At 63.8% G+C, this 24003-nt stretch carries 23 protein-coding genes; 5 read left to right on the forward strand and 18 right to left on the reverse strand.

The annotated features are described in order from the left end of the window. Positions 1 to 106: 106 nt before the first annotated feature. The gene (locus FJW10_RS23585) at positions 107 to 928 is read left to right on the forward strand and encodes a L,D-transpeptidase (protein WP_140830982.1); all 822 of its coding nucleotides are present in this window, start codon (positions 107 to 109) and stop codon (positions 926 to 928) included. A gap of 13 nt (positions 929 to 941) precedes the next feature. Here FJW10_RS23585 and FJW10_RS23590 read toward each other — a convergent pair whose 3' ends face one another. Beyond that, a complete protein-coding gene (locus FJW10_RS23590) occupies positions 942 to 2360 on the reverse strand; it encodes a PLP-dependent aminotransferase family protein (RefSeq protein ID WP_210239818.1) in 1419 nt (472 codons plus the stop codon). An 85-nt stretch (positions 2361 to 2445) separates the two neighbouring features. On the opposite strand from FJW10_RS23590, the gene FJW10_RS23595 reads away from it, so the two are divergent. From FJW10_RS23595 to FJW10_RS23605, 3 genes are all read left to right on the forward strand, one after another. Next, positions 2446 to 3069, forward strand: a complete 624-nt coding sequence (locus tag FJW10_RS23595; RefSeq protein ID WP_140901845.1) for an FMN-binding negative transcriptional regulator — start codon at positions 2446 to 2448, stop codon at positions 3067 to 3069. Positions 3070 to 3148: 79 nt separating this feature from the next. Continuing rightward, positions 3149 to 3799, forward strand: a complete 651-nt coding sequence (locus FJW10_RS23600) for a LysE family translocator (RefSeq protein WP_140901846.1) — start codon at positions 3149 to 3151, stop codon at positions 3797 to 3799. 131 nt (positions 3800 to 3930) lie between these two features. Beyond that, on the forward strand, positions 3931 to 4770 hold the full coding sequence (locus tag FJW10_RS23605) for a 3-keto-5-aminohexanoate cleavage protein (RefSeq protein WP_140901847.1): 840 nt from the start codon (positions 3931 to 3933) through the stop codon (positions 4768 to 4770). Positions 4771 to 4831: 61 nt separating this feature from the next. Here the strand turns inward: FJW10_RS23605 and FJW10_RS23610 are convergent, their stop codons facing one another. From FJW10_RS23610 to FJW10_RS23655, 10 genes are all read right to left on the reverse strand, one after another. Further along, positions 4832 to 5644, reverse strand: coding sequence for a 3-methyl-2-oxobutanoate hydroxymethyltransferase (locus tag FJW10_RS23610; RefSeq protein WP_140901848.1), 813 nt, complete (start codon positions 5642 to 5644; stop codon positions 4832 to 4834). A gap of 7 nt (positions 5645 to 5651) precedes the next feature. Beyond that, on the reverse strand, positions 5652 to 6434 hold the full coding sequence (locus FJW10_RS23615; RefSeq protein ID WP_140901849.1) for a TIM barrel protein: 783 nt from the start codon (positions 6432 to 6434) through the stop codon (positions 5652 to 5654). Between the two features lies 1 nt (position 6435). Then, positions 6436 to 6744 carry a MocE family 2Fe-2S type ferredoxin gene (locus FJW10_RS23620; RefSeq protein WP_140785275.1) on the reverse strand — a complete coding sequence of 103 codons (309 nt, stop codon included), beginning with the start codon at positions 6742 to 6744 and terminating at the stop codon, positions 6436 to 6438. Between the two features lie 10 nt (positions 6745 to 6754). Next, positions 6755 to 7714, reverse strand: coding sequence for a sugar phosphate isomerase/epimerase (locus FJW10_RS23625; RefSeq protein WP_140901850.1), 960 nt, complete (start codon positions 7712 to 7714; stop codon positions 6755 to 6757). After that, a complete protein-coding gene (locus tag FJW10_RS23630) occupies positions 7711 to 8715 on the reverse strand; it encodes a Gfo/Idh/MocA family oxidoreductase (protein ID WP_140901851.1) in 1005 nt (334 codons plus the stop codon). Before FJW10_RS23630 ends, FJW10_RS23625 begins: the two co-directional genes overlap by 4 nt. A 90-nt stretch (positions 8716 to 8805) precedes the next feature. Further along, the gene (locus FJW10_RS23635; protein WP_140658831.1) at positions 8806 to 9639 is read right to left on the reverse strand and encodes an ATP-binding cassette domain-containing protein; all 834 of its coding nucleotides are present in this window, start codon (positions 9637 to 9639) and stop codon (positions 8806 to 8808) included. A gap of 76 nt (positions 9640 to 9715) precedes the next feature. Then, complete coding sequence (locus FJW10_RS23640; RefSeq protein WP_140901868.1) at positions 9716 to 10735, reverse strand: ABC transporter permease; 1020 nt, start codon at positions 10733 to 10735, stop codon at positions 9716 to 9718. After that, the gene (locus FJW10_RS23645) at positions 10735 to 11787 is read right to left on the reverse strand and encodes an ABC transporter permease (protein WP_140901852.1); all 1053 of its coding nucleotides are present in this window, start codon (positions 11785 to 11787) and stop codon (positions 10735 to 10737) included. Before FJW10_RS23645 ends, FJW10_RS23640 begins: the two co-directional genes overlap by 1 nt. Positions 11788 to 11887: 100 nt before the next feature. After that, on the reverse strand, positions 11888 to 12853 hold the full coding sequence (locus FJW10_RS23650; RefSeq protein ID WP_140901853.1) for a sugar ABC transporter substrate-binding protein: 966 nt from the start codon (positions 12851 to 12853) through the stop codon (positions 11888 to 11890). Between the two features lie 94 nt (positions 12854 to 12947). Then, positions 12948 to 13994 carry a sterol desaturase family protein gene (locus FJW10_RS23655; protein WP_140901854.1) on the reverse strand — a complete coding sequence of 349 codons (1047 nt, stop codon included), beginning with the start codon at positions 13992 to 13994 and terminating at the stop codon, positions 12948 to 12950. Positions 13995 to 14192: 198 nt separating this feature from the next. Here FJW10_RS23655 and FJW10_RS23660 point away from each other — a divergent pair, with 198 nt between their 5' ends. Next, the gene (locus FJW10_RS23660; protein WP_140830959.1) at positions 14193 to 15227 is read left to right on the forward strand and encodes a LacI family DNA-binding transcriptional regulator; all 1035 of its coding nucleotides are present in this window, start codon (positions 14193 to 14195) and stop codon (positions 15225 to 15227) included. Positions 15228 to 15292: 65 nt separating this feature from the next. On the opposite strand, the gene FJW10_RS23665 is transcribed toward FJW10_RS23660, so the two are convergent. The 7 genes from FJW10_RS23665 to FJW10_RS23695 all read right to left on the reverse strand — a co-directional run bounded on the left by FJW10_RS23665 (position 15293) and on the right by FJW10_RS23695 (position 23942). Then, complete coding sequence (locus FJW10_RS23665) at positions 15293 to 15709, reverse strand: DUF4189 domain-containing protein (RefSeq protein ID WP_246674356.1); 417 nt, start codon at positions 15707 to 15709, stop codon at positions 15293 to 15295. Positions 15710 to 15817: 108 nt separating this feature from the next. Then, positions 15818 to 16543, reverse strand: a complete 726-nt coding sequence (locus FJW10_RS23670; protein WP_140901855.1) for a hypothetical protein — start codon at positions 16541 to 16543, stop codon at positions 15818 to 15820. 12 nt (positions 16544 to 16555) lie between these two features. Further along, a complete protein-coding gene (locus FJW10_RS23675) occupies positions 16556 to 17125 on the reverse strand; it encodes an invasion associated locus B family protein (protein ID WP_140901856.1) in 570 nt (189 codons plus the stop codon). 8 nt (positions 17126 to 17133) lie between these two features. Beyond that, positions 17134 to 20958, reverse strand: a complete 3825-nt coding sequence (locus tag FJW10_RS23680) for a YadA-like family protein (RefSeq protein ID WP_140901857.1) — start codon at positions 20956 to 20958, stop codon at positions 17134 to 17136. Beyond that, complete coding sequence (locus FJW10_RS23685) at positions 20955 to 21410, reverse strand: hypothetical protein (RefSeq protein WP_140901858.1); 456 nt, start codon at positions 21408 to 21410, stop codon at positions 20955 to 20957. The genes FJW10_RS23680 and FJW10_RS23685 overlap by 4 nt, the downstream gene beginning before the upstream one ends. 192 nt (positions 21411 to 21602) lie before the next feature. Further along, positions 21603 to 22022, reverse strand: coding sequence for an AraC family transcriptional regulator (locus FJW10_RS23690; RefSeq protein WP_246672344.1), 420 nt, complete (start codon positions 22020 to 22022; stop codon positions 21603 to 21605). A gap of 396 nt (positions 22023 to 22418) precedes the next feature. Then, positions 22419 to 23942 (reverse strand): helicase HerA-like C-terminal domain-containing protein, encoded by a 1524-nt coding sequence (locus FJW10_RS23695; protein ID WP_140901859.1) that lies wholly within the window; start codon positions 23940 to 23942, stop codon positions 22419 to 22421. Positions 23943 to 24003: the final 61 nt, after the last annotated feature.

The following is a 24003-nucleotide window of genomic DNA, read 5'->3' on the forward strand; positions in this document are numbered from 1 at the left end:
AGGCCAGAATTGGAACCGCCTATCGCCGCCGACTGTTATGAATGCCGTCGGCGACGTGCCGGCGGATTCATGCTTTCTTGCGAATTAAGACCTAGAAAAGGCAACCATGTCAGACGCTTCCTTCCGCCTCAGCCGCCGTGGCTTCCTCAATTTCACAGCCCTTGGCGCTGCTTCGGCCGCCGTGTCCGCGTGCACCACCACCGGTCCGGCCCCCGCTCCCATCCAGCCGCCACCGCCGGCCTATGTCGAGCCGCCCCTCGGCGATTACGAGACGATGTATGGCGCGATGTCGGACAATGGCTTCGACCTGCCGGCCATCCCGGTCAACAAGATCGATCACAAATTCTTGCGCCAGATCGTCCCCGATCCGACCGGACAGCGCCCGGGCACCATCGTCGTCGATACCACCGGCCACTTCCTCTATCTGGTGCGCGAGGGCGGTCAGGCGATCCGCTACGGCGTCGGCCTCGGTCGCGCCGGCTTCGAATGGTCGGGCGACGCCGTCGTGCAGTGGAAGCAGAAATGGCCGAAATGGACGCCGCCGGACGAGATGGTCGCCCGACAGCCGGAACTGACGCAATACAGCGCCAAGAACGGCGGCATGCCGGGTGGCCTGAAGAACCCGCTCGGGGCGCGTGCGCTCTATCTCTTCCAAGGCAACCAGGACACGCTCTATCGCCTGCACGGCTCGCCGGAATGGTGGTCGATCGGCAAGTCGGTGTCGTCGGGATGCGTTCGTTTGATCAACCAGGACATCATCGATCTCTACGACCGCGTGCCGACCAAGACGCCGGTTATCGTGACGGCCAATATCGGCGCGCCGGAAGAGGACTTGCCGGAGCGCAAGGCCATCCCGATCGACAATGGCGTGCCGACGGGCTCGATCCTGCTCGGTCCGGTGAAGCGGCTCACCAACGAGATTTTCTAAGCGGTTGGTTTCGTCAGCGGTGCTCGGCCAATATGGTGGCCAGCACCGCAACGCCGCGCCGCAGTGCTTCCGCATCGAGCCCGGCGTAACCAAGAATGAAGCCGGCCGTTTCCGGCCGGGGCCCGCTCGGATCGTAGAGCGGCGACACGGGATAGAGGCCGATACCGGCGGTGCCCGCCGCGGCGATGATCGCCGGTTCGCGTCCAGCATCGATGCCGTTCAACCAGACAACGACATGCAGGCCAGTCTCGGCCCCGGCGACGGTAACCCGCGACCCCAGATGTTCAGTCAAAGCCTGCAGCAGGATGCCCCTGCGCTCGGCGTTCTTCCTGCGAATGCTGCGCACGTGGCGCTCGTAGGCGCCGCTCGCCAGCAATTCGGCCAGCACGTCCTGTTCCAGCATCGGAGCATGCCGGTCGGTCAGGCGCTTGGCCTCGCTGAACGCCCGGCGCAGGCTGGCGGGGACGACGAGATAGCCGAGCCTCAAGGTCGGCGAGAGCGTCTTGGACAGCGTTCCGACATAGATGACGCTATCCGCGTCGAGCGCCTGCAGAGGCGGGATCGGGCTGATGTCATGACGGTATTCGCCGTCATAATCGTCTTCCACAATATAGGCCCCCGCGCCGGCGGCCCAGGCCAGCAGCGAACGCCGCCGCGTCGCCGAAAGCACGCCACCGAGCGGAAACTGGTGCGAAGGCGTCACATAGGCGAGGCGGGCCGGCGGCAGCGTATCCGTCCTTAGCCCGTCCGCGTCGACGGCAACGGGCACGGCGACGCCTCCGGCCGCCACGAAGGCGTGGCGTGCCAATAGATAGCCGGGGTTCTCGATCACAAAGGGGTCACCGGCATCGAGCATGAGCCGCGCGCAGAGGTCCAATCCCTGCTGCGAGCCGTTGACGATGACGATCTGGTCCGGCGTGCAACTGATGCCGCGGGCCCGCCAGAGATAGGCCTGAAGCGCGTTGCGCAGAACGGAAGACCCCTGAGGATCGCCATAGCGCAGCCGCGCGGCGCGCCGCAGGATCGCCTTGTTCGACGCGCGCCGCCAGGCCAGCACCAGGAAGTCCGCACCGGACAACTCGCCATAGCGGAAATCCGCAAGCTTGGCTGGTTGCCCTTCCGCAGGCGCAGGCAAGGCCAGTAACCGTCGTGCGAATGCCGAGAGGTTGCGTGGCGAAGCGGCTGCGACGGGCGCCTCTCCCGACGCCCTCTCCAACCCCGGAGCAACGATGGCGCGCGCACCATGCCGGATGATCAGATAGCCTTCGGCGTCGAGCTGATTGTAAGCGGCCGTCACCGTGGTTCGCGAGGCGCCCCACTCGGTCGCAAAAGCCCGCGTCGACGGAAGGCGATCGCCTGGCCGATAGGCGCCGCTGTGGATCTGCTCCTTGATCGCCGCGATGATCCGCCGCGCGACGCCGTCCTGCTCCAACTGGACCACCAAAAACCTTCAAAACTGGATATTCCAAGCAAGCCAGACATCCGGCATCTTTTCCTGGAACGCAAGGAGTTTTGCCATGTACACACCGCCCGCCTTTCGCGACGACGATCATGAGAGCCTCACCGCCACGATCCGCGCCGCGCGGCTGGCAATCCTGGTCACCGCCACGGCCGATGGCCCGCTGGCGACGCCTCTGCCGCTTTTCCTCGACGAGAACGAGGGCGAGCACGGCGTGATCTACGGCCATGTCGCAAAGGCAAACCCGCAATGGCGCATGCCGCCGCTGGGCGACGGCCTGGCGATGTTCATGGGCCCGGACGCCTATGTGACGCCGGCCTGGTATCAGACCAAGCAGGAGACCGGGAAGGTGGTGCCGACCTGGAACTATGTCGCCGTCCACGCCCATGGGCCGATCGAGTTCTTCGAGGATGCCGACAGGCTGCTCGAGGTGGTGACCCGCCTGACCAACCTGCATGAGGGCGAGCGCGCAGGACCCTGGGCCGTGTCGGACGCACCGGCGGATTTCATCCAGTCGCAACTGAAGGGCATTGTCGGCCTGCGCATGCCGATCAGGAAGCTCGAAGGCAAGCGCAAGATGAGCCAGAACCGCAACGCGGCCGATCGCGCCGGCGTCGTGTCCGGCCTGTCATCGAGCGAGCGACCGTCCGACCGCGAGGTCGCTCCGCTCATTCCCGTGTGAAGACTGGCCGGTGTGAAGACTGGCCGGTCTGAAGACTGGCCGGTGTGAACCCGGCCCTGCACTTTCAAGAGCGTCCATCATGCCGGATTTGACCCAGTTCGCCTTGTACTTCGCCGCGGCATTCCTGCTTGCCATTACACCGGGGCCGGGCATCTTCTATGTCGCCGCACGCACGCTGGCTGGAGGACGCGCGGAAGGCATTGCCTCGAGTTTCGGGACGGGCCTCGGCGGCATGGTCCACGTGCTTGCCGGCAGCCTGGGTGTTTCGGCTATCGTGCTCGCCAGCGCGGAGCTGTTCACGGCGCTGAAACTGATCGGTGCCCTCTACCTCGTCTGGCTGGGCTTCCGCACCTTCCAGTCCGCGCGCCGCGAGGCAAAGACGATGCTGGAAGGCGAGACGCTGTCGCCTGCCGTCGGCACTGGCCGAGCGTTTCGCGAAGGCGTGCTGGTCGAGGCCTTGAACCCAAAGACGGCCGCCTTCTTCCTGGCCTTCATTCCGCAATTCGTGAACCTGGGCGCCGGCCACGTTGCGCTGCAATTCATGGTCCTTGGCTTCATATCGGTGACGCTCAACACAGTGGCCGATGTCGTGGTCGCTTTTGCGGCGAGCCGCATCCGGCAAGGCGCGGCCGGGCGCGCCAGCACCATACGCCGGCTGCGGGAGGCCTCCGGCGGCGCTATGATCGCGCTCGGCATGGGCCTGGCCATAGCCAAGCGCCCCGCCCTTTGATTGCCCGGCGACGTTCAGCGGACGGGTCGACGAGGCCTCGACGATCGCGTCGATGGCCATGACGTCGCATCTGTTGCACAACGCATGCTTATGCGACAGATGAAGCAGCCATTCGGGCCGAAAGGAATTCCATGCAACCGGTTGCCAGCCGCCCCGATCCAGTCGCGATCGCCGTGGCGCCAAATGGCGGCCGGCGCACGAAGGCCGATCATCCCGCCTTGCCGATCACACCGGATGAGTTGGCGCATGTGGCCGCGGCTTCGCTCGACTCGGGCGCCGCCATGATCCATGTCCATGTCCGCGACCGCGACGGCCATCACCTGCTCGACGCCGAAGCCTACCGGACCGCAACCGCGGCGATCAGGGCCAGTGTCGACGAACGGCTCGTCGTCCAGATCACCAGCGAGGCACTGGGCATCTATCGGCCCGAACAGCAGATGCGGGTGGTGCTGGAAGCGCGGCCCGAGGCGGTTTCACTGGCCCTGCGCGAGTTGTTGCCCGACCAAACTTACGAAGCGGGTTTCGCCGCATTCCTTGAAACGCTGCGCAGGGAGAAGATCACACCGCAGATCATCCTCTACACTCCCGAGGAGGCAACCTATCTCGCGATGCTCGCGGGCCGCGGCCTGATCCCCTTCGACAATGTGCCGGTTCTCTATGCGCTCGGTCGCTACGCGGTTGGACGGACGTCCCGCCCGGCCGACCTGCTGCCGTTCTTGGCCCCGGGCAATGCCGCCGCAAGCCATTGGATGGTCTGCGCCTTCGGCAACCAGGAGACGGCGTGCGTGACGGCAGCCGCGCTGCTTGGCGGGAACGCGCGCGTCGGGTTCGAGAACAATCTTTTCCTGCCCGATGGAACACCGGCTTCGGGAAATCAGGACCTCGTCGCGGCCACCAAGCGATCAGTCGAGGCCTGCGGGCTCACCCTCGCCAATGCGGACACGCTTAGAGGCCAGTGGGACGCCGCCTGAAGGGCGAGCGAGCGGTTGATCGCCAAAATGGACATCGAGATCGGCTGATCGCACTTCAACGCTAGAGATCCACTGCGGCCTTGAAAGCGGCAAGCTCCCCGTCGGCGATCGGCACGACGTGCTGCGGCTCGGGATAGGCGCCGGTGCGCACATCGGCGATGAACTCGCGATAGGCGGCGATGCGCTCGCGCTGCAGCCGCTCGAATTCGGCGGCGAAGTTGCGATAGGTCTTGGCGTGGCGCGGCTTGTGCCCGGCGGTGTGGCCAAGCAGGTCCTCACTGAAAAGATATTGCGCGTCGGCATGGGGGCCGGCGCCCATGCCGAGCATGATCATCGGCGTGTTCCTGGTGATCAGTTCGGCGATGCGGTCAGGCACCACTTCCAATTCGGCGCCGAAGCAGCCGATGGCTTCGAGGCGTTTCACGTGGTCCCACACCCAGCGCGCACTCTCGGCCGTCCTGCCGACGGCCTTGAAGCCGCCGGTCCAGGTGCATTGCGAGGGGATGAGGCCGACATGGGCGATGATCGGCACGGCGTTGTCGCAGAGCGTTTTCTGGATATCGAGCGAGGCGGCGCAGTAGAAGCAGTCGCCGTCCATGCGCGTGAAGTGATAGGCGGCCTTCAGATAGTCTTCCGCCGAGACCAGATCGCCGGCGGGGCCGTAAGGCAACCCAACCTGGACGAAGCAGCGGCCGGCCGCATCGCGCATCTCCGGCGAGAAGAAGCGACCCTCGATCGACAGCATGTCGACGCCGGCCGCGTTCGCCGCCGCCGCCTCTTCGAGCGAGGTGACATAGAGCATCGAAATCTTTTGTCCGCGCGCCTTCATGGCGCGGATGTCGGCAACGGTGGGACGGTTGTTCTTGGTGACCATTTTCCCCTCAGATGGTGAAAGCGTTGCGGAAAGCCTCGAGCGCCGCTTCGGGATCGCCGGAAGCGAACGCTTCCATGCCGACCGGCCCACGATAGCCCATACCCTTCAGCGCGCGGGCGATGCCGCGATAGTTGATCTCGCCGGTGCCGGGCTCCATGCGCCCCGGCACGTCCGCCACCTGGACCTCGCCGATCCATGGCAGGCAGGCGCGGCAGAGCTCGATCAAATTCCCCTCGCCGATCTGCGCGTGATAGAGGTCGAGGTTGAGGCGCAGGCCCGGCCGGTTGACGGCGGACACCAGCGCCAGCGTGTCCTGGGCGCGCGCGAAGGGCACGCCGGGATGATCGACCGGCAGGTTGAGGTTTTCCAGCGTGAAGGTAACGCCTTCCGCTTCGGCAAGATCGGCGACGCGGTTGAGCGTATCGCGCGCCTTGAGCCACATCGCGCCGGTCACCGTCTCGCACGGGCTGACCGGCAGACCCCCCTCGCCCAGTCCGGTGCCATGCAGGTTGAGGCGCGCCACGCCGAGGCGCTTGCCGACGGCGGCCGTCTCCTTAGCTGTCTTCAAGAGTTCTTCCGCGCCTTCATCGTCGGCGAGCCGGCCGCGCAGATAGCCGTTCATGATCGAGAAGGTGGCGCCGGATTTTTCGAGCATGGCGAGATCATGCTCCGGCCAGTTCCACAGCCCGATTTGGAAGCCCAGTTCGGTCAACCGCCTGACGCGGAATTCCATCGGCCTGTCGCGCCACAGCATTTCGGCGCAGGCGGCGAGGATAAAGGTGTCGGACATGTCAGATCTCGATGTGCACGCGGCCGTTCTCGACCTTGGTCTTGTATGTCCTGAGGTTCTCGCAGGCCGGCGGCGTTTCGACTTCGCCAGTGGTGAAGTCGAAAACGGACGCGTGCTTGGGACACTCCACCGTATTGCCCATGACAAGACCGTCGGCAAGGTGGATCGCCTCGTGTGTGCATAATCCGTCCGTACAGTAATATTCGTCCGCATCGTTACGGAAGATCGCGAAGGTGCGGCCGCCATTCTCGAAACGCTTGGCTTCCTCGGCTTCGATTTCGTCAGCGGCACAAGCATCGACCCAGGGCATATACGTCTCCTCAGATATCTTGCGGTTTGAAGTCTGCGGGAGCCGACGGCATCACGCCCTGGAGCAGGGCAACCGACTTTTCGAGCCCCTCCAGCGAATTCAGAAGCACGTCCTCGTGCTCGATGGAGAGCCAGCCATCATAGCCGGCCATCTTCAGCCGATAGCAGAACTGCCGCCACCACTCCTCGCCATGACCGAAGCCGAGCGTGATGTAGCTCCAGGAGCGGGCCGGGATGTCCATCAGGCTGCCATTCTCGAGCAGCGAGGTCGTTGCCTGAACGGGCCGGTTCAGCATCGTATCCTTGGCATGCACGTGATAGATGGCCTCGCCCAGCGCTTCGGCGGCCGCGAGCGGATCGGCGCCCATCCAGAACAGGTGCGAGGGGTCGAGATTGGCGCCCACGACCGGCCCGACCGCTTGTCGCAATTTCAACAGCGAGGGCACGTTGTAGACGCATTGATTGCCATGCAGTTCCAGCGCGATGCGCTCGACGCCGTTTTGCTTCGCCAGCGCAGCGATCTCGGTCCAGAACGGGATCAGCTTTTCTTCCCATTGATATTTGAGGATGGTCTGCGTTTCCGGCGGCCAGGACGAGACAACCCAGTTCGGCATGGTGTCGCCGGCGCTGCCGGCCGGGAGGCCGCTCATGGTGCAGACGGTGCGGATGCCCATCTCGCCGGCGACGCGGATCGTATCTTTCAAAGCCTCGCCCTGGGCCCGGTCGGTCGGATGCAACGGATTGCCATTCGCATTCAGGCTGATGATCTCCAGCCCGCGTTCCTCGAACGCTCCCATAAAGCGTCTCTGTGTTTCCCTGTTGCCCAGCATCGATGCGAGACGGAAATGGGGGGCGGTCGACCAGCCGCACGTGTTCACCTCGATACCGGATACGCCCATGCGCTGGGCATGATTGATCACCGCCTCGAACGGCAGGTTGCCGAGACTGTCTGAAACGAAACCGAGCTTCACGCGTAGAACTCCGGCTTTGCAATCATCTGGACCTCTGTGCGGCGGCCTTCCTTGAGCGCCCTCACGCCGGCCTCGGCAACGAGGGCCGCGCAGTATCCGTCCCAGCAATCCGAGGCGGTCGCCGGGAAATCGCCGGTCACGACGAAGCGCAGGAAGTCGCGGTTCTGGCGGCGATAGGCATCGTAGTACCGGGTCCGCCAATCGGCGTCGTAGCTGGTGCTTTGGGTAAGCGCGGACTCAGTGCGGATATAGGCTACATTGTTGGTCGCCAGGGCACCCCGTTCGCCGATCAGCTCGGCACGCACGTCATAGCCGTAGGCGGCGTTGTTGTTGATCTCGATGTTGACCAGCTGGCCATCCATGGTTTCCAGCACCATGACAACAGGCGCAACACGCGCGTCCGAGCGTCTCGGCTGGAATGCGGAAATGGCGGCATATTCAGTCCCCAGCACATAACGCACGACGTCGAATTCATGCGGGGCGGAATTTGTGATGGCCATCGCGCCGGTGAAATCGGCGGCCGGCGTTTCGACGTTGCGGTGGAAATTGTGCATCATCAACGCCCGGCCGAGACGGCCGTCTTCCAGCGCCCGCTTCATCTCCTGGTAGGAGCGGTCGTACCGGCGCATGAAGCCGAGCTGGACGAATTTCGCTCCGGCCTTCTGTTCGGCTGCCATCACCGCGATGCAGTCAGCCGACGCTTGTGAAAGGGGCTTTTCGCATAGAACCCGCTTGCCGGCGCCGATGCAGGCCATGGACAGCGGCGCGTGCGTGAAATCGGGGCTGGCGATGATAACGGCGTCAACGTCCTGCCGCGCGATGGCGCCCTCGGGGTCGGTGGCAATGTCGTTGGCGCCGCATGCATCGGCGACGAAACGAGCGCGCCGCTCATCCATGTCGCAAACCAATTGGAGGGTTGCGCCTGGCAGTTCCTCGGCGACTATCCTGGCATGATCCGCGCCCATGAGGCCGGCGCCGATCACTGCAATGCGAATTGTCATTTCTGTCCTGTTTTTGCTTTTCGGGTTTACGGGATCGCGGTGAGCGGTGAGATGAAGCCGCGCCGGACTGGATAGCCTCCCAAGGAAAGTCTAGTGAGCGGCTGGGATTAGGGACGGCGGATGGCCCGCATGGGTTTCCATGTAGCCTTCGACCTGGGCTTCGAGGTCGGCCATGGTCTCGCCGCCGGCCATCAGATCCGTAATTTCCTCGCGTGACTTTTCGCCCTTGCGGAAATCGGCTGCGATGGCGCCGCGGATCAGCACCGCGAAATGGTCGCCGACGGTCATGGCGTGCATGACCTGGTGGGTGATGAAGACCACCGCCAGGCCGCGCTTCTTGGCCTCGTTGACGATGCGCAGCACATGCGAGGCCTGCTTGACGCCGAGTGCCGCGGTCGGCTCATCCAGGATCAGCACGCGCGCTCCGAAATGCACGGCGCGGGCAATCGCGAGCGACTGGCGCTCGCCGCCCGACAGGCCTCCCACCAGCCGGTCGCCGTCGTCGATGCGGGTGATGCCGAAATCCCGGACCGCTTTCACCGCGATCTCGTTGGCGCGCTTGCGGTCGTAGATCCTGAACGGCCCCCAACCCTTGGTCGGCTCGACGCCGACGAAGAAAGACCGCCCGATGCTCATCAGCGGAAACGTGCCGCCGAACTGATGCACGGTGGCAATTCCGCGCCCCTGCGCATCGCTTGGGCCGGTGAATGTAACGGGCTGACCATCCATCAATATCTGGCCGCTGGTTGGCTTGTGGACCCCGGCCAGGGTCTTGATGAGGGTAGACTTGCCGGCGCCGTTGTCGCCGAGCAGGCAAAGCACTTCGCCGGCGCGCACCCTTAGCGAGATATCGTGCAGCACGTCGATCGGTCCAAAGGACTTGTTGACGTTCCTCAGTTCGAGAATGGCAGGTTTGTCGTTCATGGCGTTATCTCTTCATCTGCAATTCGACTGCGCGGGGGTGGCATTCACCGAAGCGGGAAGTGATCTCAAACTCATCTCATGGGTTGGCTGGCTCCCGCGGCGCGGTTCGCTTGCGCCGCGGCCTGAAGTACAGCGCCAGGTCGCGGAATGACTGGTTCATCAGCACGGCCAGCAGGAGCATCACGCCGATAATCAAGTTCGACCAGTTTCGGTCGATCTGGGTGAAGTAGATGCCCTGGCTGACGATGGCGAAGGTGACGGTCCCCACAAAGATACCAGCGACCGACCCGAAACCGCCGGTCAGCAGCACACCGCCCACCACCACGGACACGATCGCATTGAAGATGAAGCTCATGCCGCCGGAGACCTGAGCGGAGTTAAACAGGATCGCCTGGCAGATGCCAACGAATGTGGCGCTGACCGCGGACAACACAAACAGCGCAATGGTCATCCGGTTCGTCGGAATGCCGGCGTTGCGGGCGCTGACCTTGTCGCCGCCCATTGCAAACAGCCAGTTGCCGTAGCGGGTCTTGTGCACAACGAATCCTATGATCGCAGCGAAGGCGACCCACCAGACAATGATCACCTGGTGACTGCCGCCGATCAGCTGGCCGAACAGGAACTTGGCCCAGTCCGGCGCGGTCACGGCAACGCTGGCATTGCCGGTCAGAAGCACCGACCCGCCGAGCACCACCCCTTGCATGGCGACCAGCGTGGCCAGGGTAATGATCAGCGAGGGCACGGAGGTTCGTATCGTCAGCAGGCCGTTGATCAGGCCAACCGCCACGCCGACCGCCAGCGCGCCGGCGATCCCTACGGTTATCGGCAGTCCGTAGTAGCCGGTCAGGATGGCCGTGGTCATCGAACCGGCGGGGATCAAGGCGCCGATGGAAATGTCGAGTTCGCCCGCGATCATCAGCAGGCCGACGGGAGTGGCGACGATGCCGAGATTGGCCGCGAAATTGACCCAACTCGCCGCGCCAACCAGCGTGCCCAAATTAGCGCCGCCGAACAGAACGAAGAACAGCACCACGCCAATGAGGCTGAGGACAGATCCGGCTTCGGGACGGCGCAGTGATGATTTGATTGCGTCCATCATGACTGTCCTCCCTTCTTCGACGAATAGCTGAGCGCCAACTGCCGGAACGTGTCGTTGGTCAACACCGCTATCAACAGAAGCGCGCCGATGATGACGCTGCCGACATTGGGATCGAGACTGGTGAAATAGATGCCCTGGTTCACGATCGAGAAGGTGAGCGTGCCGAACACGATGCCGACGATCGAGCCGAAACCGCCCGTGAGCAAGACGCCGCCGATGACCACGCACATGATGGAATTGAAGATAAAGGACTGACCGGCCAGAACCTGCGCGCTTTGGTAGACCATCACCTCGCTGACCCCGACGAAAGCGGCGCTGAAGCCGGACAGCATGAACAGCCCGATGGTCAGGCGCTTGGTTGGGATGCCGACATTGCGTGCGCTTTCCTTGTCTCCGCCGAGCGCGTAGATCCAGTTGCCCATCGGCGAGACGTGCAACAGCCAGAACAGGCCAATGACGAACACGACCCACCACAGGATCGTGACCTGGAACATGCCGCCGAGATAGTCACCCAAGATTTGCTTGGTAAGCGGGTCCGGCACGAGCGAGACGCCGGTGCTGCCGGCGACCTTGACGGTGAGGCCCAGCGTCAGCCCCATCGTGCCGAACATGGTGCCGATGGTGATGATAAGCGACGGGATGGTTGTCCTCGTCACGAACAGGCCGTTGACGAGGCCGACGGCGAGGCCGAGGCCAAGCGCTGCCGCTATGCCAAGCCAATCGGGCAGCCCATAGTGACCCGAGACGATGGCTGCGGTGAGCGACGCCGCGGGGATCACCGCGCCGACCGAGATGTCCAGTTCCCCGGCGATCATCAGCAACCCTATCGGCAGCGCGATGATCCCGATCTCGGAAGCGATGTTCAGCCAGCTTGCCGCACCGGCTGCCGACATGAAACTGTTGCCGCCGAATACGCCGAAGAAAAGCAGGACTGCGACCATGCCAAGGAACGAGCCCGACTCCGGTCGACGCGCCAACCGGCCGAGAGCCAGTCCGGACTGCGAGCGTTCGAGCGCAGGCGTTGATGTGGAAGCGACGGGATGTGCCATTAGGGTAATCCGCGAGCACGCGGCTGGCCGTAATGCGCCGCCGCGGAGACAGGGAAAAAGGGCCGCCCGCCGCAAAACGCGGGCGGCCCAGGCGGGAGGATTATCGTGTCCCTGCTTTCACGCCAGCGATGGTGGCGTCGACGTTCGTCTTGTCGATGATGCCTGGTCCCGTAAGGATCTCGCGGGTGGGCACCGACAGGCCGTAATTGACGTGACCATTGAGGATCGCCACGGCGAGATATCCCTGCAGGTAACCCTGCTGGTCGATGGCGCAGTCCTGCTGGCCACCCTTGATGTTGTTGAGGATGGTCTCGTCAAAGTTCATGCCGCACAGGTGCACCTTTCCGACCTTGCCGGCCTGGGTGATCCCGTTCATGGCCGAGTTGGCGTCGACGTTGCCGATCGTAAAGACAGCGTTTACGTCCTGGTGCTGCAACAGATAGGCCTTCACCGCCTGGGCAACGGCGGTTGCCGAGCCGAAGGATGTGGCGGGTAGTGGCAGCACGTCGGCTTCGCCGCCGCCGTTCTTCATACCCTCCTTGAAGCCACCGCAAAACGCCTCGATGTTGGCGGCGCCTGGCAGCGTGTTGATGCAGACGCCCTTCTTGTTGCCGGTCTTGGTAAGGTACTCGCCGGCCGCAACGCCGCCCTTGTAGTCATCGGAGCCGACATAGTTCATGGCGCCGAGACGGTCGGCCGCTTTCAACCCGCCGGCATTGTAGATAAGCAGCGGAATGCCGGCGTCTCGCACCGCCTTGAATGCAGGATCCATCGCTTCCGGCACCCAGTCCGGTCCGACGATGGCGTCGGCCTTCTGGTCGATCGCCTGGCGGATCAATTCGGCGGCGTCGACACCCAGATTGTCGTAGTTCTGCGGTCCGAGCCAGGTCACCTTGCCGCCCTGAGCCTCGACGACCTTGCCGGCGTCTTCGGCACCGCGCTTGACGATCGACCAGAACGGATCGTCCGGCTTGCCGCCGACGACGAAGATGTTGGCGGCGAGCGTCGCGCCGGTGCTGAACCCGATCAGCACCGCTGTCGACACCAGTGTCTTGAAAAGCTTCATGGTATTCCTCCCAGATTACCCCGTAGGGTTCGACAAAAGTCTTCTTGTCCCGGGCCCGCTCCTCACGGACCCAGCCGAAACGGCGCTTGGTTCGTTATTCCGCGGGCATTCCGGATGCCGGATCGCCGCGGCCTTCCTGCTGGCTCCGCACCTTTTCCTTTTTCTTGCGGAAGCGGGCCTTCATGACCTCGTCGGCTTCCTTGCTGCCGTCGTGCCAGGTGCCGAACAGCTTATCGAGTGGCACCAGCCCGTCGCCGCCGTAATTCACCTCGAAGTACTTGTGGTGCAGGTAGTGCACGTAGGAATGGCTATCGAGATTGACCTTGTCGGTGATCTCGAAGGTCTCGAAACCGAGATGGCCGTTGACGGCGCCGAAACCCGCTCCATGCAGCGTGAAATAGGCGCAGACCGGGTTGGACGGGATCAACAGGTGCAGCCAGGCTTCGGCATGATAGAGGAAGCCCTCGACCGGATGCATCGACAGCGACGACCACGGGCTCGGATTGATCGAATTGTGGTGGACCGAATGCACCCATTTGTAGAGCGGCGGCCAATGGATCGCCCGGTGCAGGAAGAAGAAATAGACCTCATGCACGGCAGGCGCGATAAGCACCAGGAACGACAGGTATAGCCAGTTCGTCGTCCATGGCAGCCAGACCGCCCAGCTGTTCGCATAGACCCAAAGCATCACGACCTCGACCACCGTCCACAGCGGTATCGTGACGAAAAACGAGCGGGCGAAATTGTCGATGTTCTGGCTTTGGAACCAGAACACATCGGACGGTGCGTCCGACGGAAATTTCGGATTGTACTTGAAGCGGTTCTGCTGCTTGCGCTGGACGTAGAAGCGCAGCTCGAAGAAGCCGTAGAAAAGAAAAATACCAGCGGCGTTGAGGCCGTACAGCCAAAGGTAGTTGAGCAGCGAGAGGCTCGCGAGGCTCTGCCAGCTCGGGATCAGCAGGTTGACCCAAATGAGCGACGTGGCGAGGTGGAACGTATTCCACGGCCAGAAGAACTCTGGAATCCAGGCTACGACTTTCTTTGCATTGAACGGGCGGTGCCAGATCGGCGCCGGCTCAGCGCGGCGGTGCGGCGCCCAATTGCCGCGTTTGTCGCGTGTTCCATACTGAAGGTCATCCATCGCGACAGCGCCTCCTCGCTCGGATCGATCCGTGTTTGCGGGTTCAGACCTTGCCCTCAGTTCGGCTGACCGATCCCTAACTCGGCGCAATTCATATCGGAGGGTTGATATTCGGAGAAGGCAGAAATAATATCAAAATTGCATTTGTATCATTTGGTTTCAATCATGATGATACAGAGAAGGAAGGATGGGGCGTTCATGAAGCGGCCGACAATCCACGATCTTGCTACCGCGGCAGGCGTGTCGGTGGCGACGGTCAACAGAATTCTGGGCGGCACCGTTGCCGTGCGGCCGAAAACCGTCCAGCGCGTGCAAAGCGCCGCGGAAGAAATTGGGTTTTACGGCATCGGCGCGATCGATGACCGGGCGCGAAAAATCTCGCCGCATTACCGGCTGGGTTTCCTGCTCCAGCAGTCGACCCGCGACCTCTATCAACTGTTCGGGAAGAAGATCGTCACCGCCTGCCGCGAACGGCGGGACGAGATCATCGACCCTGTCGTCGACTTCGTGGATATTTTGACGCCGGAGACGATATCGAGCCGACTCATCGCGCTTGGCGATGCGTGCGACGCCGTGGCGGTGGTCGCGGCGGATCACCCGATCATTGGCCAGGCCATCCGTTCGCTGAAGGAGATGGGTAAGCCGGTCGTCTCCTACATCACGGATCAGTCCGCGCCGGAGAGAGCGGCCTATGTAGGCACAGACAACTGGAAGCTGGGGCGCACCGCAGCCTTCCTGATTACCCAGACCACGCAAGGTCCGGGTCGCATTGCTGTCTTCATCGGCAATCATCGCTACCAATGCCAGGATGTCTCGGACGCCAGCTTCCGCTCCTATCTGCGCGAGCACGCGCCTCGGCTCACAGTGGAGGAGAGCCGCCCCACTCACGAGGAATCGAGCGAGGCCTACCGCATGGTGGCCGAGTTGCTGAAGACGACGGACGATCTGGTGGGGATTCTAATTGTTGGCGGCGGCATCACAGGCGTGCTTCGCGCCTTGAGGGAAGTGTCTTCCGAGAGGCGATCGGGGATCAAGGTGGTATGCCGCGACATTGGGCCCGAAACCCGCAAGGGATTGTCGGAAGGGTTGATCACGGCAGCTCTGTGTCATCCACTTGAGGCCACCTCCGCCCTTCTCGTGCAGACGATGATCGATGTCATTGGACCGCAGGCGCCGTTAGCCACCCTTCAGCGGTCGATACCTTTCGAAATAGTCACACCGGAGAATATCTGAGGCAGCGGGCCGTTGCCTTCCGCTTCACGCGCGAGAACTAATGCAGGCTGCAGCGCAGTCGACGCTCAGGTGCAGACCCATTCGCGGATCTTGCACTGCTTCTCCTCACCGCCGCATTCGGCTTTGGCCTTGTCCTCGGCTTCGCGACGCGTCGTGGCGGACGCGACACCCCAGAACGGGGTCGCCGGGCCACGGCTCTTGCCGACTGAAAGCGCCGCGCAATGCTCATAGGGAAAGCCGGTGCCGTCATCATCGTCCCAATGGCGATGGTTGCGAAACACCTCGACCACCCTGCAGCCCGCGCCGTCCGCATTCTCGCAGTGCTCGAGCGCGATGTCTTCGGCTTCCTGCCGCTTGTCGGCGCCCCAGAAGAAGCCGTGCCTGCCGTCGCCCGGTGAGTAGGCGATCGCGCCCCAGATTCCCCTCTCCTCGCCGGTCTGCGCCGGCGGCGGCGCCACCAGGTCAGCGGCCTGGCTCGCCATTGTCAGTCCGACAAAAGCCGCCAGCAGCGGGAATGAGAGGCGACGGTTGATCAGCATTTTCGTAGCTCCCAATTGCAGCTGTCCAGGAATCGACCATCACGGCGGCCGCTAGTCGCCCATGCGGGCCACCGAGACGACGACACAGGTATTGCCGGTGGGGACCAGCAGCGCCTGGCCGCCATTGTTGGCCAGGTTGAAAAGCATCGTGTTCGAAAGATTGTCCGCCAGCAGGCTGCCCTTCGGGAGCGTTCCGGCGACTTCCTGGCAAGAGCGCTGGAACGGCGCCACGCGCACGAAGCCGCCCTCGCAGGTCTGGCCGACGGGCGAAGCAAAGACGACACCCGCGGCCTGCGTCTTGTAGTCCGGCAGATCGTAGCTCATCCCGGCCACGGCCTGCACCGCATGGGCATCCGGCGAAGTTTTGTCCCACTGCGTCTGCACCGCATAGGTCGACCCTGCCGTCAGCGCCTGTCCGAGCGCGGCAAAGAGATTAGCGCAGGTGCGGACGCCTGCCTGCGCGACATGCGCCTGAAACGGATCCTTGTTTGCCGAGGCGTCGGCCGGCGCGGGCACGGCTTCCGCCGGCTTGCCCTGCATGGGCGCCTGCGCTTGCGCGGAGGCCGTGCCCGCGACGAATGTCCCGAGCGCGGGATAGAGACGGAGCGACAGGATCACCGCCGCCGCGACCAAGACCGCGAACGCGCCGAGCAGCGCCGTGTTTCGCACCAGGCGCCAGCCTGGCGAACGCTGTGGCGGCGCACTTGCCGGCGGCTCCGGCAGCGCGACCGGTTGGGAGTGCGTCAGGATTCTGTCCTCGATGGATTGGCGTGTCATCTCAAAGTCTTTCTAGTTGATGGCCGACAGCGCGGTCTTGAGCCCCTTGAACGGGGCATCGAGGCTGACGGTCGCTCCCGACGGCAGGGAATAGGAAACCTGGACCATCGTCTCCTTGCCGATCTGCTCGCGAAGCACCGGGCCGACGGGTAGATAACCGACGCAAACCGACGCGTCGCAGCCTTGCAGTTGAACGTCGACCGGCTGTTTGCGGCCGGCAAATCTGAGCGAAAGCTTGCTGCCTGCCCCTGCCGCGCTGGGCGCGCGCAATATCATGAACGGCTTGCCCTTCTCGTCGGCCGCGAGCGACCAACTGAAGACCATTGCCTGGCCCTGGTCGATGAAGGACTGGCTGATATTGCATACTTTCTTCCTGGCCTGCAGGTTCTCGTCGCAGATCAGCGTCCAGTTTTCGAACGGGCGCGTGGTCCGTTGATATTCGCCAAGCCTCACGTCCGGAGGCACCGCGACGTCGGAAGGTTTTATCCTGTAGGCAGGGGCCGCCCCTTGCCCGGCCGCATGCGGGCCGGACAGAAGGAGGCAAACCACCGATATTACGGCAAGGACTGTTTGCCTGGTCATCGACAGACTCAGTTCAGGGTAAAGCTGACGCCCGCGCCGAGACCCCAGTGCCCGCCCGCCGTCGTGCCGGAGAGATTCGCCCGGGCTCGGCCGTCCTCGCTGGTGTAACCGGCGCCGAACGCCACGGCGCCTTCGCCGCGCCAATAGCCGCCGCCGGCCGCGACGCTCAGCTTGCCGGGGCGGTCGTCGTAGCGCAGCGAAGCAGCCGCCAGGCCGATCGCGGCGGCCTGCCGCGCCTCGCCGCGCGCCTCGCCCATGTCCATGTTGAGCTGGCTGAGCTTGGAGTCGGTATAGGCGTTGGCCTGCTGCAGCGTGGTGGCCGCCACCTGATTGGTGTAGGTCTTGGAGTTGTCGAACGTTGTCGCCAGCCCGTTGTTGAGCTGCAGAACGTTGACTGCATCGGTGTCGGCGGTGCCGGCGCCGACATTGTGGATGACAACGGGCGCATTCACGTCACCGCCGACGAGCGTCAGCGAGTTCGACTTGGTGCCGTCCGGGTTCTTGTCATATTGAACGGCGAACTCATTCAGGTCACCGACGCTTCCCTGCACTGCTTCGACAGCTTGATTGGTCGCGTAGAGCTGGCTGCCATTGATGGCATCGGTGGAAGTGTCGCTGATCCTGCCCGCGGCCACATTGGTGACGGTGCGTTCGTTGCCGACGCTGCCGACGCTCACCGTGCTCGTCGGATTGGTTCCGGCGAAGGTGTAGGCGACGCCGTTGATCGTCGTGCCGGTGGTGGCGACCGCCGCCGCCGTGGTCGAGCCGGCGCCGAGAGCGACGCTGCCCGGCTCGTTGGCCGTGGCGCCTGCGCCGAGCGCCATTGACTGGGCGCCGTTGGCGGTCGAGTTCGTGCCTAGCGCGATGCTGTCTGCCGCATTGACAGTCGAGGTCTGGCCGATCGCGATACCGCCGGGGGCCGTCTGCTGGACGATGGCGCCGTTGCCCATGCCGATGCCGTTGTCGCCATTGACGGTGGTGCGCGGACCGATCGCCACCGAATCGGCGCCGACAGCCAACGAGTCCGGGGCGGACGAATTGGCGTGGAAGTACATGGTCCCTGTCACCGCGAAAGAGCTCAGCGCGCCCTTCAGCTGGCGAAGCGTGACGGCGTCCTGGTCCTCGGTGCCGTCGGCCACATTGATGATCTGGCGATAAGCGGTGGAGGTGCCCACCGAGACGGCGCCGAGCAGGGTCATGTCCGCGGTGTTGTAAGGAATGAGGCCGGTGCCGGAAAGGATCGACCCCGACACGGGCGCGACCGCACGGTCGGAAACCGAGCCGGAGCCGAGCGCCACACCGTCGGTTATGGTGACCGTGGTGCCCCGGCCCAGAGCCAGGGAATTGGCGGCGGACGCCGTCGCCTGGTAGCCGAGCGCCGAGGAGCCGATCCCTTGCGCGAAGGCATCGGTGACCGGAAGCGTCGTGTCGTTGGTGCGCACGTAGCGGATGCCTTCGCCGTTGGCGTCCGTGTAGGCAGTCGAGGTGTCGCCGGCAAAATTGTTGATGGTGTTGCCGAGCGTGGTGATGTCGGCAGTGTTGGCGGCGATGTCGGCGGTGTTGGCCGCGATATCGGTCGTGTTCTGCGTCACCTGCTGGTTGGTCGCGAACAGCTGCGAGCCGTTGACTGCGTCGGTCGAGGAGTTGCTCAACCGCCCTGCCGCGACGTTCTGGATCTGGCGTTCAGCACCGACCGAGCCGACCGAGAACGCGCCGGCCGGCGTTCCGCCGGCGAAGGTATAGTTCACACCGCCGATCGTCGTGCCGCCGACCACGGTCGTGGCGCCGGATACGGAGTTCAGGCCGATTGCCACGTCGCCCGCATTATTGGCGACGGCATTGGGGCCGATCGCGACGGAATCGACCCCCAGAGCCTGGGAATCGGGCAGCGTCGAATTGGCGTGGAAATATTTGATGCCCGCGCCGGTGTTGATGTCGGTGATCGTATTTCCGATATTGGCGATATCAGTCGTGTTCTGCGTCACCTGCTGATTGGTGGCGAAGAGCTGAGAGCCATTAATGGCGTCGGTCGAGGCATTGCTGAGCCGTCCAGCGGCGAGATTGGTGAGGGTCCGCTCCGCGCCCGGCGCGCCGATGCTGACGGTCGATGTCGGAGCCGTCCCGGCGAAGCTGTAGGCCGTGGTGCCGATCGTCGTGCCGCTGGTGCCCACGGCCGCGACAGTCACCGAGCCGGAGCCCAGGGCGACGTCTCCTGACTTCGCCGCAGCAGTCGCGCCGTCGCCCAGGGCGATGTTGCCTGCGAGGCCCGCAGCCCCGGCAGTGGAGCCGTTACCCAGCGCGACCGAGCCCTGTCCGATCGCCTTGTTGTTGTTGCCGATCGCCACTGCGCCGGCGGCCTGATTGGCGGCGGTGGCGCTCGCCGTGCCGTCGCTGTTGGCGATGTTGTTGGCGCCGCCGGTGAAGGCGCCGGCGCCGCTGGCATAGCTCGGATCGCCGATGGAGACCGCGCCGTTGCCGTATGCGGTATTGCCGGAGCCGATCGAGACAGCCTTGCCGCCGGTCGCGACCGCATTGGTGCCCATGGCGACCGCCTCGGCGGAATCGGCCTTGGCACTGTTGCCGACGGCGATGGCGCTCTGCGCCGATGCATTGGAACCGATGCCGAGCGCGGTGCTGGCGGTACCACTGGCGTTGGCGCTGACGCCGGCAGCAAGGGAGTTGTCTCCTGCCGCCTTCGCCCCAGACCCGAATGAGGAGGCATTTGCGCCGCTGGCAGCGGCCGTGTTGCCCACTGCCGTGCTGGCGGTGCCACTAGCAACTGAGGTAGTACCCATCGCGACGGCGAAAGCGCCGGAAGAGAGTGAATTGGTGCCGATCGCGATGCTGTTGGGCAGAGCCGTGTTGGCCTGAACGCCCGCCTGCGCTCCCAAGCCGAGTGCGATGGACTGGTTGCCCCAGGCGCTGGCCGTGTTACCCATCGCCGTGGCGCTCGTTCCCGTCGCCTTGGTCAGGATGCCTATGGCAACGGTGTTTTGCTGGGATGCCGTCACATCCGTGCCAAGGGCGATGGCGCCCTGCGCAGTGGCGCCCGCTCCCGCAAGAGTGCGCCCGCCGATATTAATGGAGTTGATCTGTGAAGCAACCGACTGGAAGCCGATCGCGATGGCGTTCTGGTTGCTTGCGGCGGCGGAAGTACCTTGAGCAAAGGCATCTATTCCCGACGCGACCGATGAATTGCCTATCGCGGTACTGCGCAGCCCGGTGGCTTGGGTCCCCCAGCCGCCAGCGAAGGACGTGTTGCCGCTAGCCAAGGAACTGACGCCGATGGCGGTGGAGTTGCCACCCGAAGCTACCGAGAAGGTGCCCAGCGCGCTGGCGCCTGCCCCGGTGGCACTGGAGCTGACGCCGATCGCTACCGTGTTGATGTTGTTAGAGATTGTGCCGGAGCCCAGCGCCACCGCGCCACCGGGGCCCGTGGCCGACGCGGTTCGGCCGATAGCGACAGAGTATTGCGCCGTCGATTGGGCCTGGAAGCCGAGCGCTACGGCCCAGTTAAGGCTGGCTGTTGAGCCATTCCCGATCGCTATGGCCTCGGGAGCGGTCGCGGACCCGCCGCCGGCGGCATATTGCGCCAGTGCCGGCGTGGCGATACCGCCCAAAGCAATCATACCCAGCGCCGCCGCCAGAATCTTGCCACCGCCGAGCGTGCCAAGCCCCAGCCCCCTGCGCTGCATGTCAAGCACGCGATGCGCTTTGCGCAGCGCCGCCATCAGGCGGCGCCGGAGCGAGCGGCTGTCGCCGGCGCTGGAAATCCAATTGCCTGCAAATCGGGCCGATCCGCGCGGACTGATACGTTCCTGCCTGAAGTTCATTGCGAGAATGCCTCCTTTGGTGGGTCGCGCTCGATCACGGCAGGTTCCGCCGACCCTGCCGCCAAAGCGTGTCTGCTCGAAAATGGGATGACGATATCGGCGCCGCGCGCCAGCAGCGCATGGCCCTGTTTTTCACCGATCGCCTCGACGCGATCGAGCGTGTTTTCAAGCCAGGCGTCACCATCCTCGGGCACAGCCTGAAGCGCCGCCGCAACCCGCTCCGTTGGGATCAGCCGCTCGAGATAGGACCGCACCGCCGCCAGATGGACGGCGGGCGCGTCATGCGCGTGAACGACAGCCGTGAGGCCATAGAGATAATGGGCCAGCAGCATGTCCTGCTTGGCGAGGGGCACGCCATTTCCATAGCGCTTCTCAAGCGTCCGCGATGCCGACTCCAGCCAGTAACCGATCTCCTCGGAAAGGCTCCGGCGAATCGCCGTGTCGTCGCTCATGTCCCCTCGGCCAGCTTAGAATCCGAACACCGGATTTGCTGCAGAAAGACACGTTTTCAGGGCTTCGTATTCCAATAAATTGCTGTTTATCTGAAAATATACCGCAGGTTTTCCGGAGGTTAACAGTAAATTACTTTAGCCGAATCTTTATAAGAGATCCGCTTAATTTTCCATACTGCTAAATTAGTTTCCCTATCCGGACCGCGACCGAACATGCCTTGCCCGCACCTGCTGTGGGGTGGCGTCGCGATATTTCTTCATCGTGGTGGTGAGGTGGCTCTGGCTCGAGAAGCCGCTCAGATAGGCGATGTCCGTGATCGAGATGCGCCTGTCGGCCAGCAGCTTCTCGGCAAAGTCAAGGCGAAGGGTAAGAACATATTGATGCGGCGTCATGCCGAACGTCTTGGAGAAAGCACGGGCGAAGTGGTAGGGGGACAGCCCGCACACAGCCGCCATCTCGGCGAGCGAAAGCTTGCGCGAAAAGTTCTCGCTCAAGAATTGCTGCATAAGGCGAGTGTGGCCGAACGACAGCCCGCCTTTCGCGTTTAGCAGTGGCCGCCTTTCAGCAGGAATTTCCGAATACCAAGCTGGCAGATCGTCATCGCGCCGCAACTCGGACTCCTGATGCTCAGCCCTCCGCAGCCTTTGCCCAACCTTGGAGGGCGCTTTCGGTTCCCTTGCCACAATAATTCGTGATCGCACGTGCTGTCGGCGCTATCGAGTTTGCCCCCCGGCAACAGCACGTCAAAGGCCATGATTTGGCGCGTCTGGTATTTCATGAAATTGCGGTTCCGCCGGGAAAAATTCCCTTGCGGAAAGTTTCAGCTGCCATTGATGCGGCTCACCCATCGACGGGTAAGATTTGATCGTCGGGAGGTAACGCGGACAGCCTTCCGGGGCGGCGCATTTCCGTGACGGATACGCCCGACGGCAAGCGGGTCCTCGCCTGACATCAAAGGTTGCGGGGCGTGATTCGCGTCGCGCTCCGCTCGGTGCCGCCTCTTCGCTTCAGCGGCCTCGCGCAAGGCTTCCCAAAATCCCGCGTACGATGGCGCGGCCGACGGAGGAGCCGACCGAGCGCACCACCGACTTGATGGCGGCTTCGGCCACGGTCTGGCGGTTGGAAGACCGCCGGTTGCCTGTTCCCAAAACATCGTCGAAACCGGGAATGGTCCAGCGCGAGCCGCCGCTGTTCTGCTGCTTTGCCTGCGCCTCGGCGTCCTGCGCCTCCTTGGTCTTCTTCTGCAGGATTTCGAAGGCCGATTCGCGATCGACGGCCTCGTCGTACTGGCCGGCGACCGGGCTCTCGGCGATGATCTTGCGGCGCTCGTCGGGCGCGATCGGTCCAAGCCGGGATGACGGCGGCCGGATCAGCGTGCGCTGGACCACGGCCGGCACGCCCTTGTCCTCCAGCATCGAGACCAGCGCCTCGCCGGTGGCGAGCTGGGTGATGGCGGTGGCGCAATCGAAATCGGGGTTGGGCCGGAAGGTCTCAGCGGCCGTGCGCACCGCCTGCTGCTCGCGCGGTGTATAGGCGCGCAGCGCATGCTGGACACGATTGCCGAGCTGGGCCAGCACTTTTTCGGGAATATCCAGCGGGTTCTGGGTGACGAAATAGACGCCGACGCCCTTGGAGCGGATCAGCCGCACCACCTGCTCGACACGGTCAATCAGCACCTTCGGCGCGTCCTCGAACAAAAGATGGGCCTCGTCGAAGAAGAACACCAGCTTCGGCCGGTCGAGATCGCCGACCTCGGGCAGTTCCTCGAACAGTTCCGACATCAGCCACAGCAGGAAGGTGGCGTAGAGCCTTGGGTTCATCATCAGCTTGTCGGCGGCCAGAACGCTGATCGCGCCGCGGCCGTCGCGCGTCGTGCGCATGATGTCCGCGATGCGCAGCGCCGGCTCGCCGAAGAAGTTAGCCGCACCCTGCTGTTCCAGCACGAGCAGCGTGCGCTGGATGGCGCCGACGGAGGGTTTGGTGACATTGCCGTATCGAGCGCTGAGCTGGTCGGCGCGGTCGGCCATGTTGGCGAGCAGCGCCTGCAGATCCTTGAGATCGAGCAGCAGCAAGCCCTCCTCGTCGGCGATGCGGAAGGCGATGTTCATGACACCTTCCTGCGCCTCCGTGAGGTTCATCAGCCGCGACAAAAGCAGCGGCCCCATCTCGGAAATGGTGGCGCGGATCGGGTGGCCCTGCTCGCCGAACAGATCCCAGAAGATGACCGGGAATTCCTGGAACTGGTAGGGATCGAGCTTCACCTGCTCGGCGCGCTTGACCAGGAAATCCTTGGCATCGCCCATCATGGATATGCCGGAAAGGTCGCCCTTGATATCGGCGCAGAAGACCGGCACCCCGGCATTGGAAAAGCCCTCGGCCAGGATCTGCAGGCTGACCGTCTTGCCGGTGCCCGTGGCTCCGGTGACAAGGCCGTGGCGGTTGCCGTAGCGCAGCAGCAGCTCCTCCGCGCGCTGATAGGAATCGTCGGGTTTGCGGCTGGCGCCGATGAAGATGCCGGTCTCGTCAACCATATCCGGTCTCCGCAATCTGTTCCGCTCAAAGGCCTCATTCGGAGGTATAGTAACGCTCGTC

Source organism: Mesorhizobium sp. B4-1-1, from assembly GCF_006439375.1.
In the GTDB taxonomy this organism is placed as follows: domain Bacteria; phylum Pseudomonadota; class Alphaproteobacteria; order Rhizobiales; family Rhizobiaceae; genus Mesorhizobium.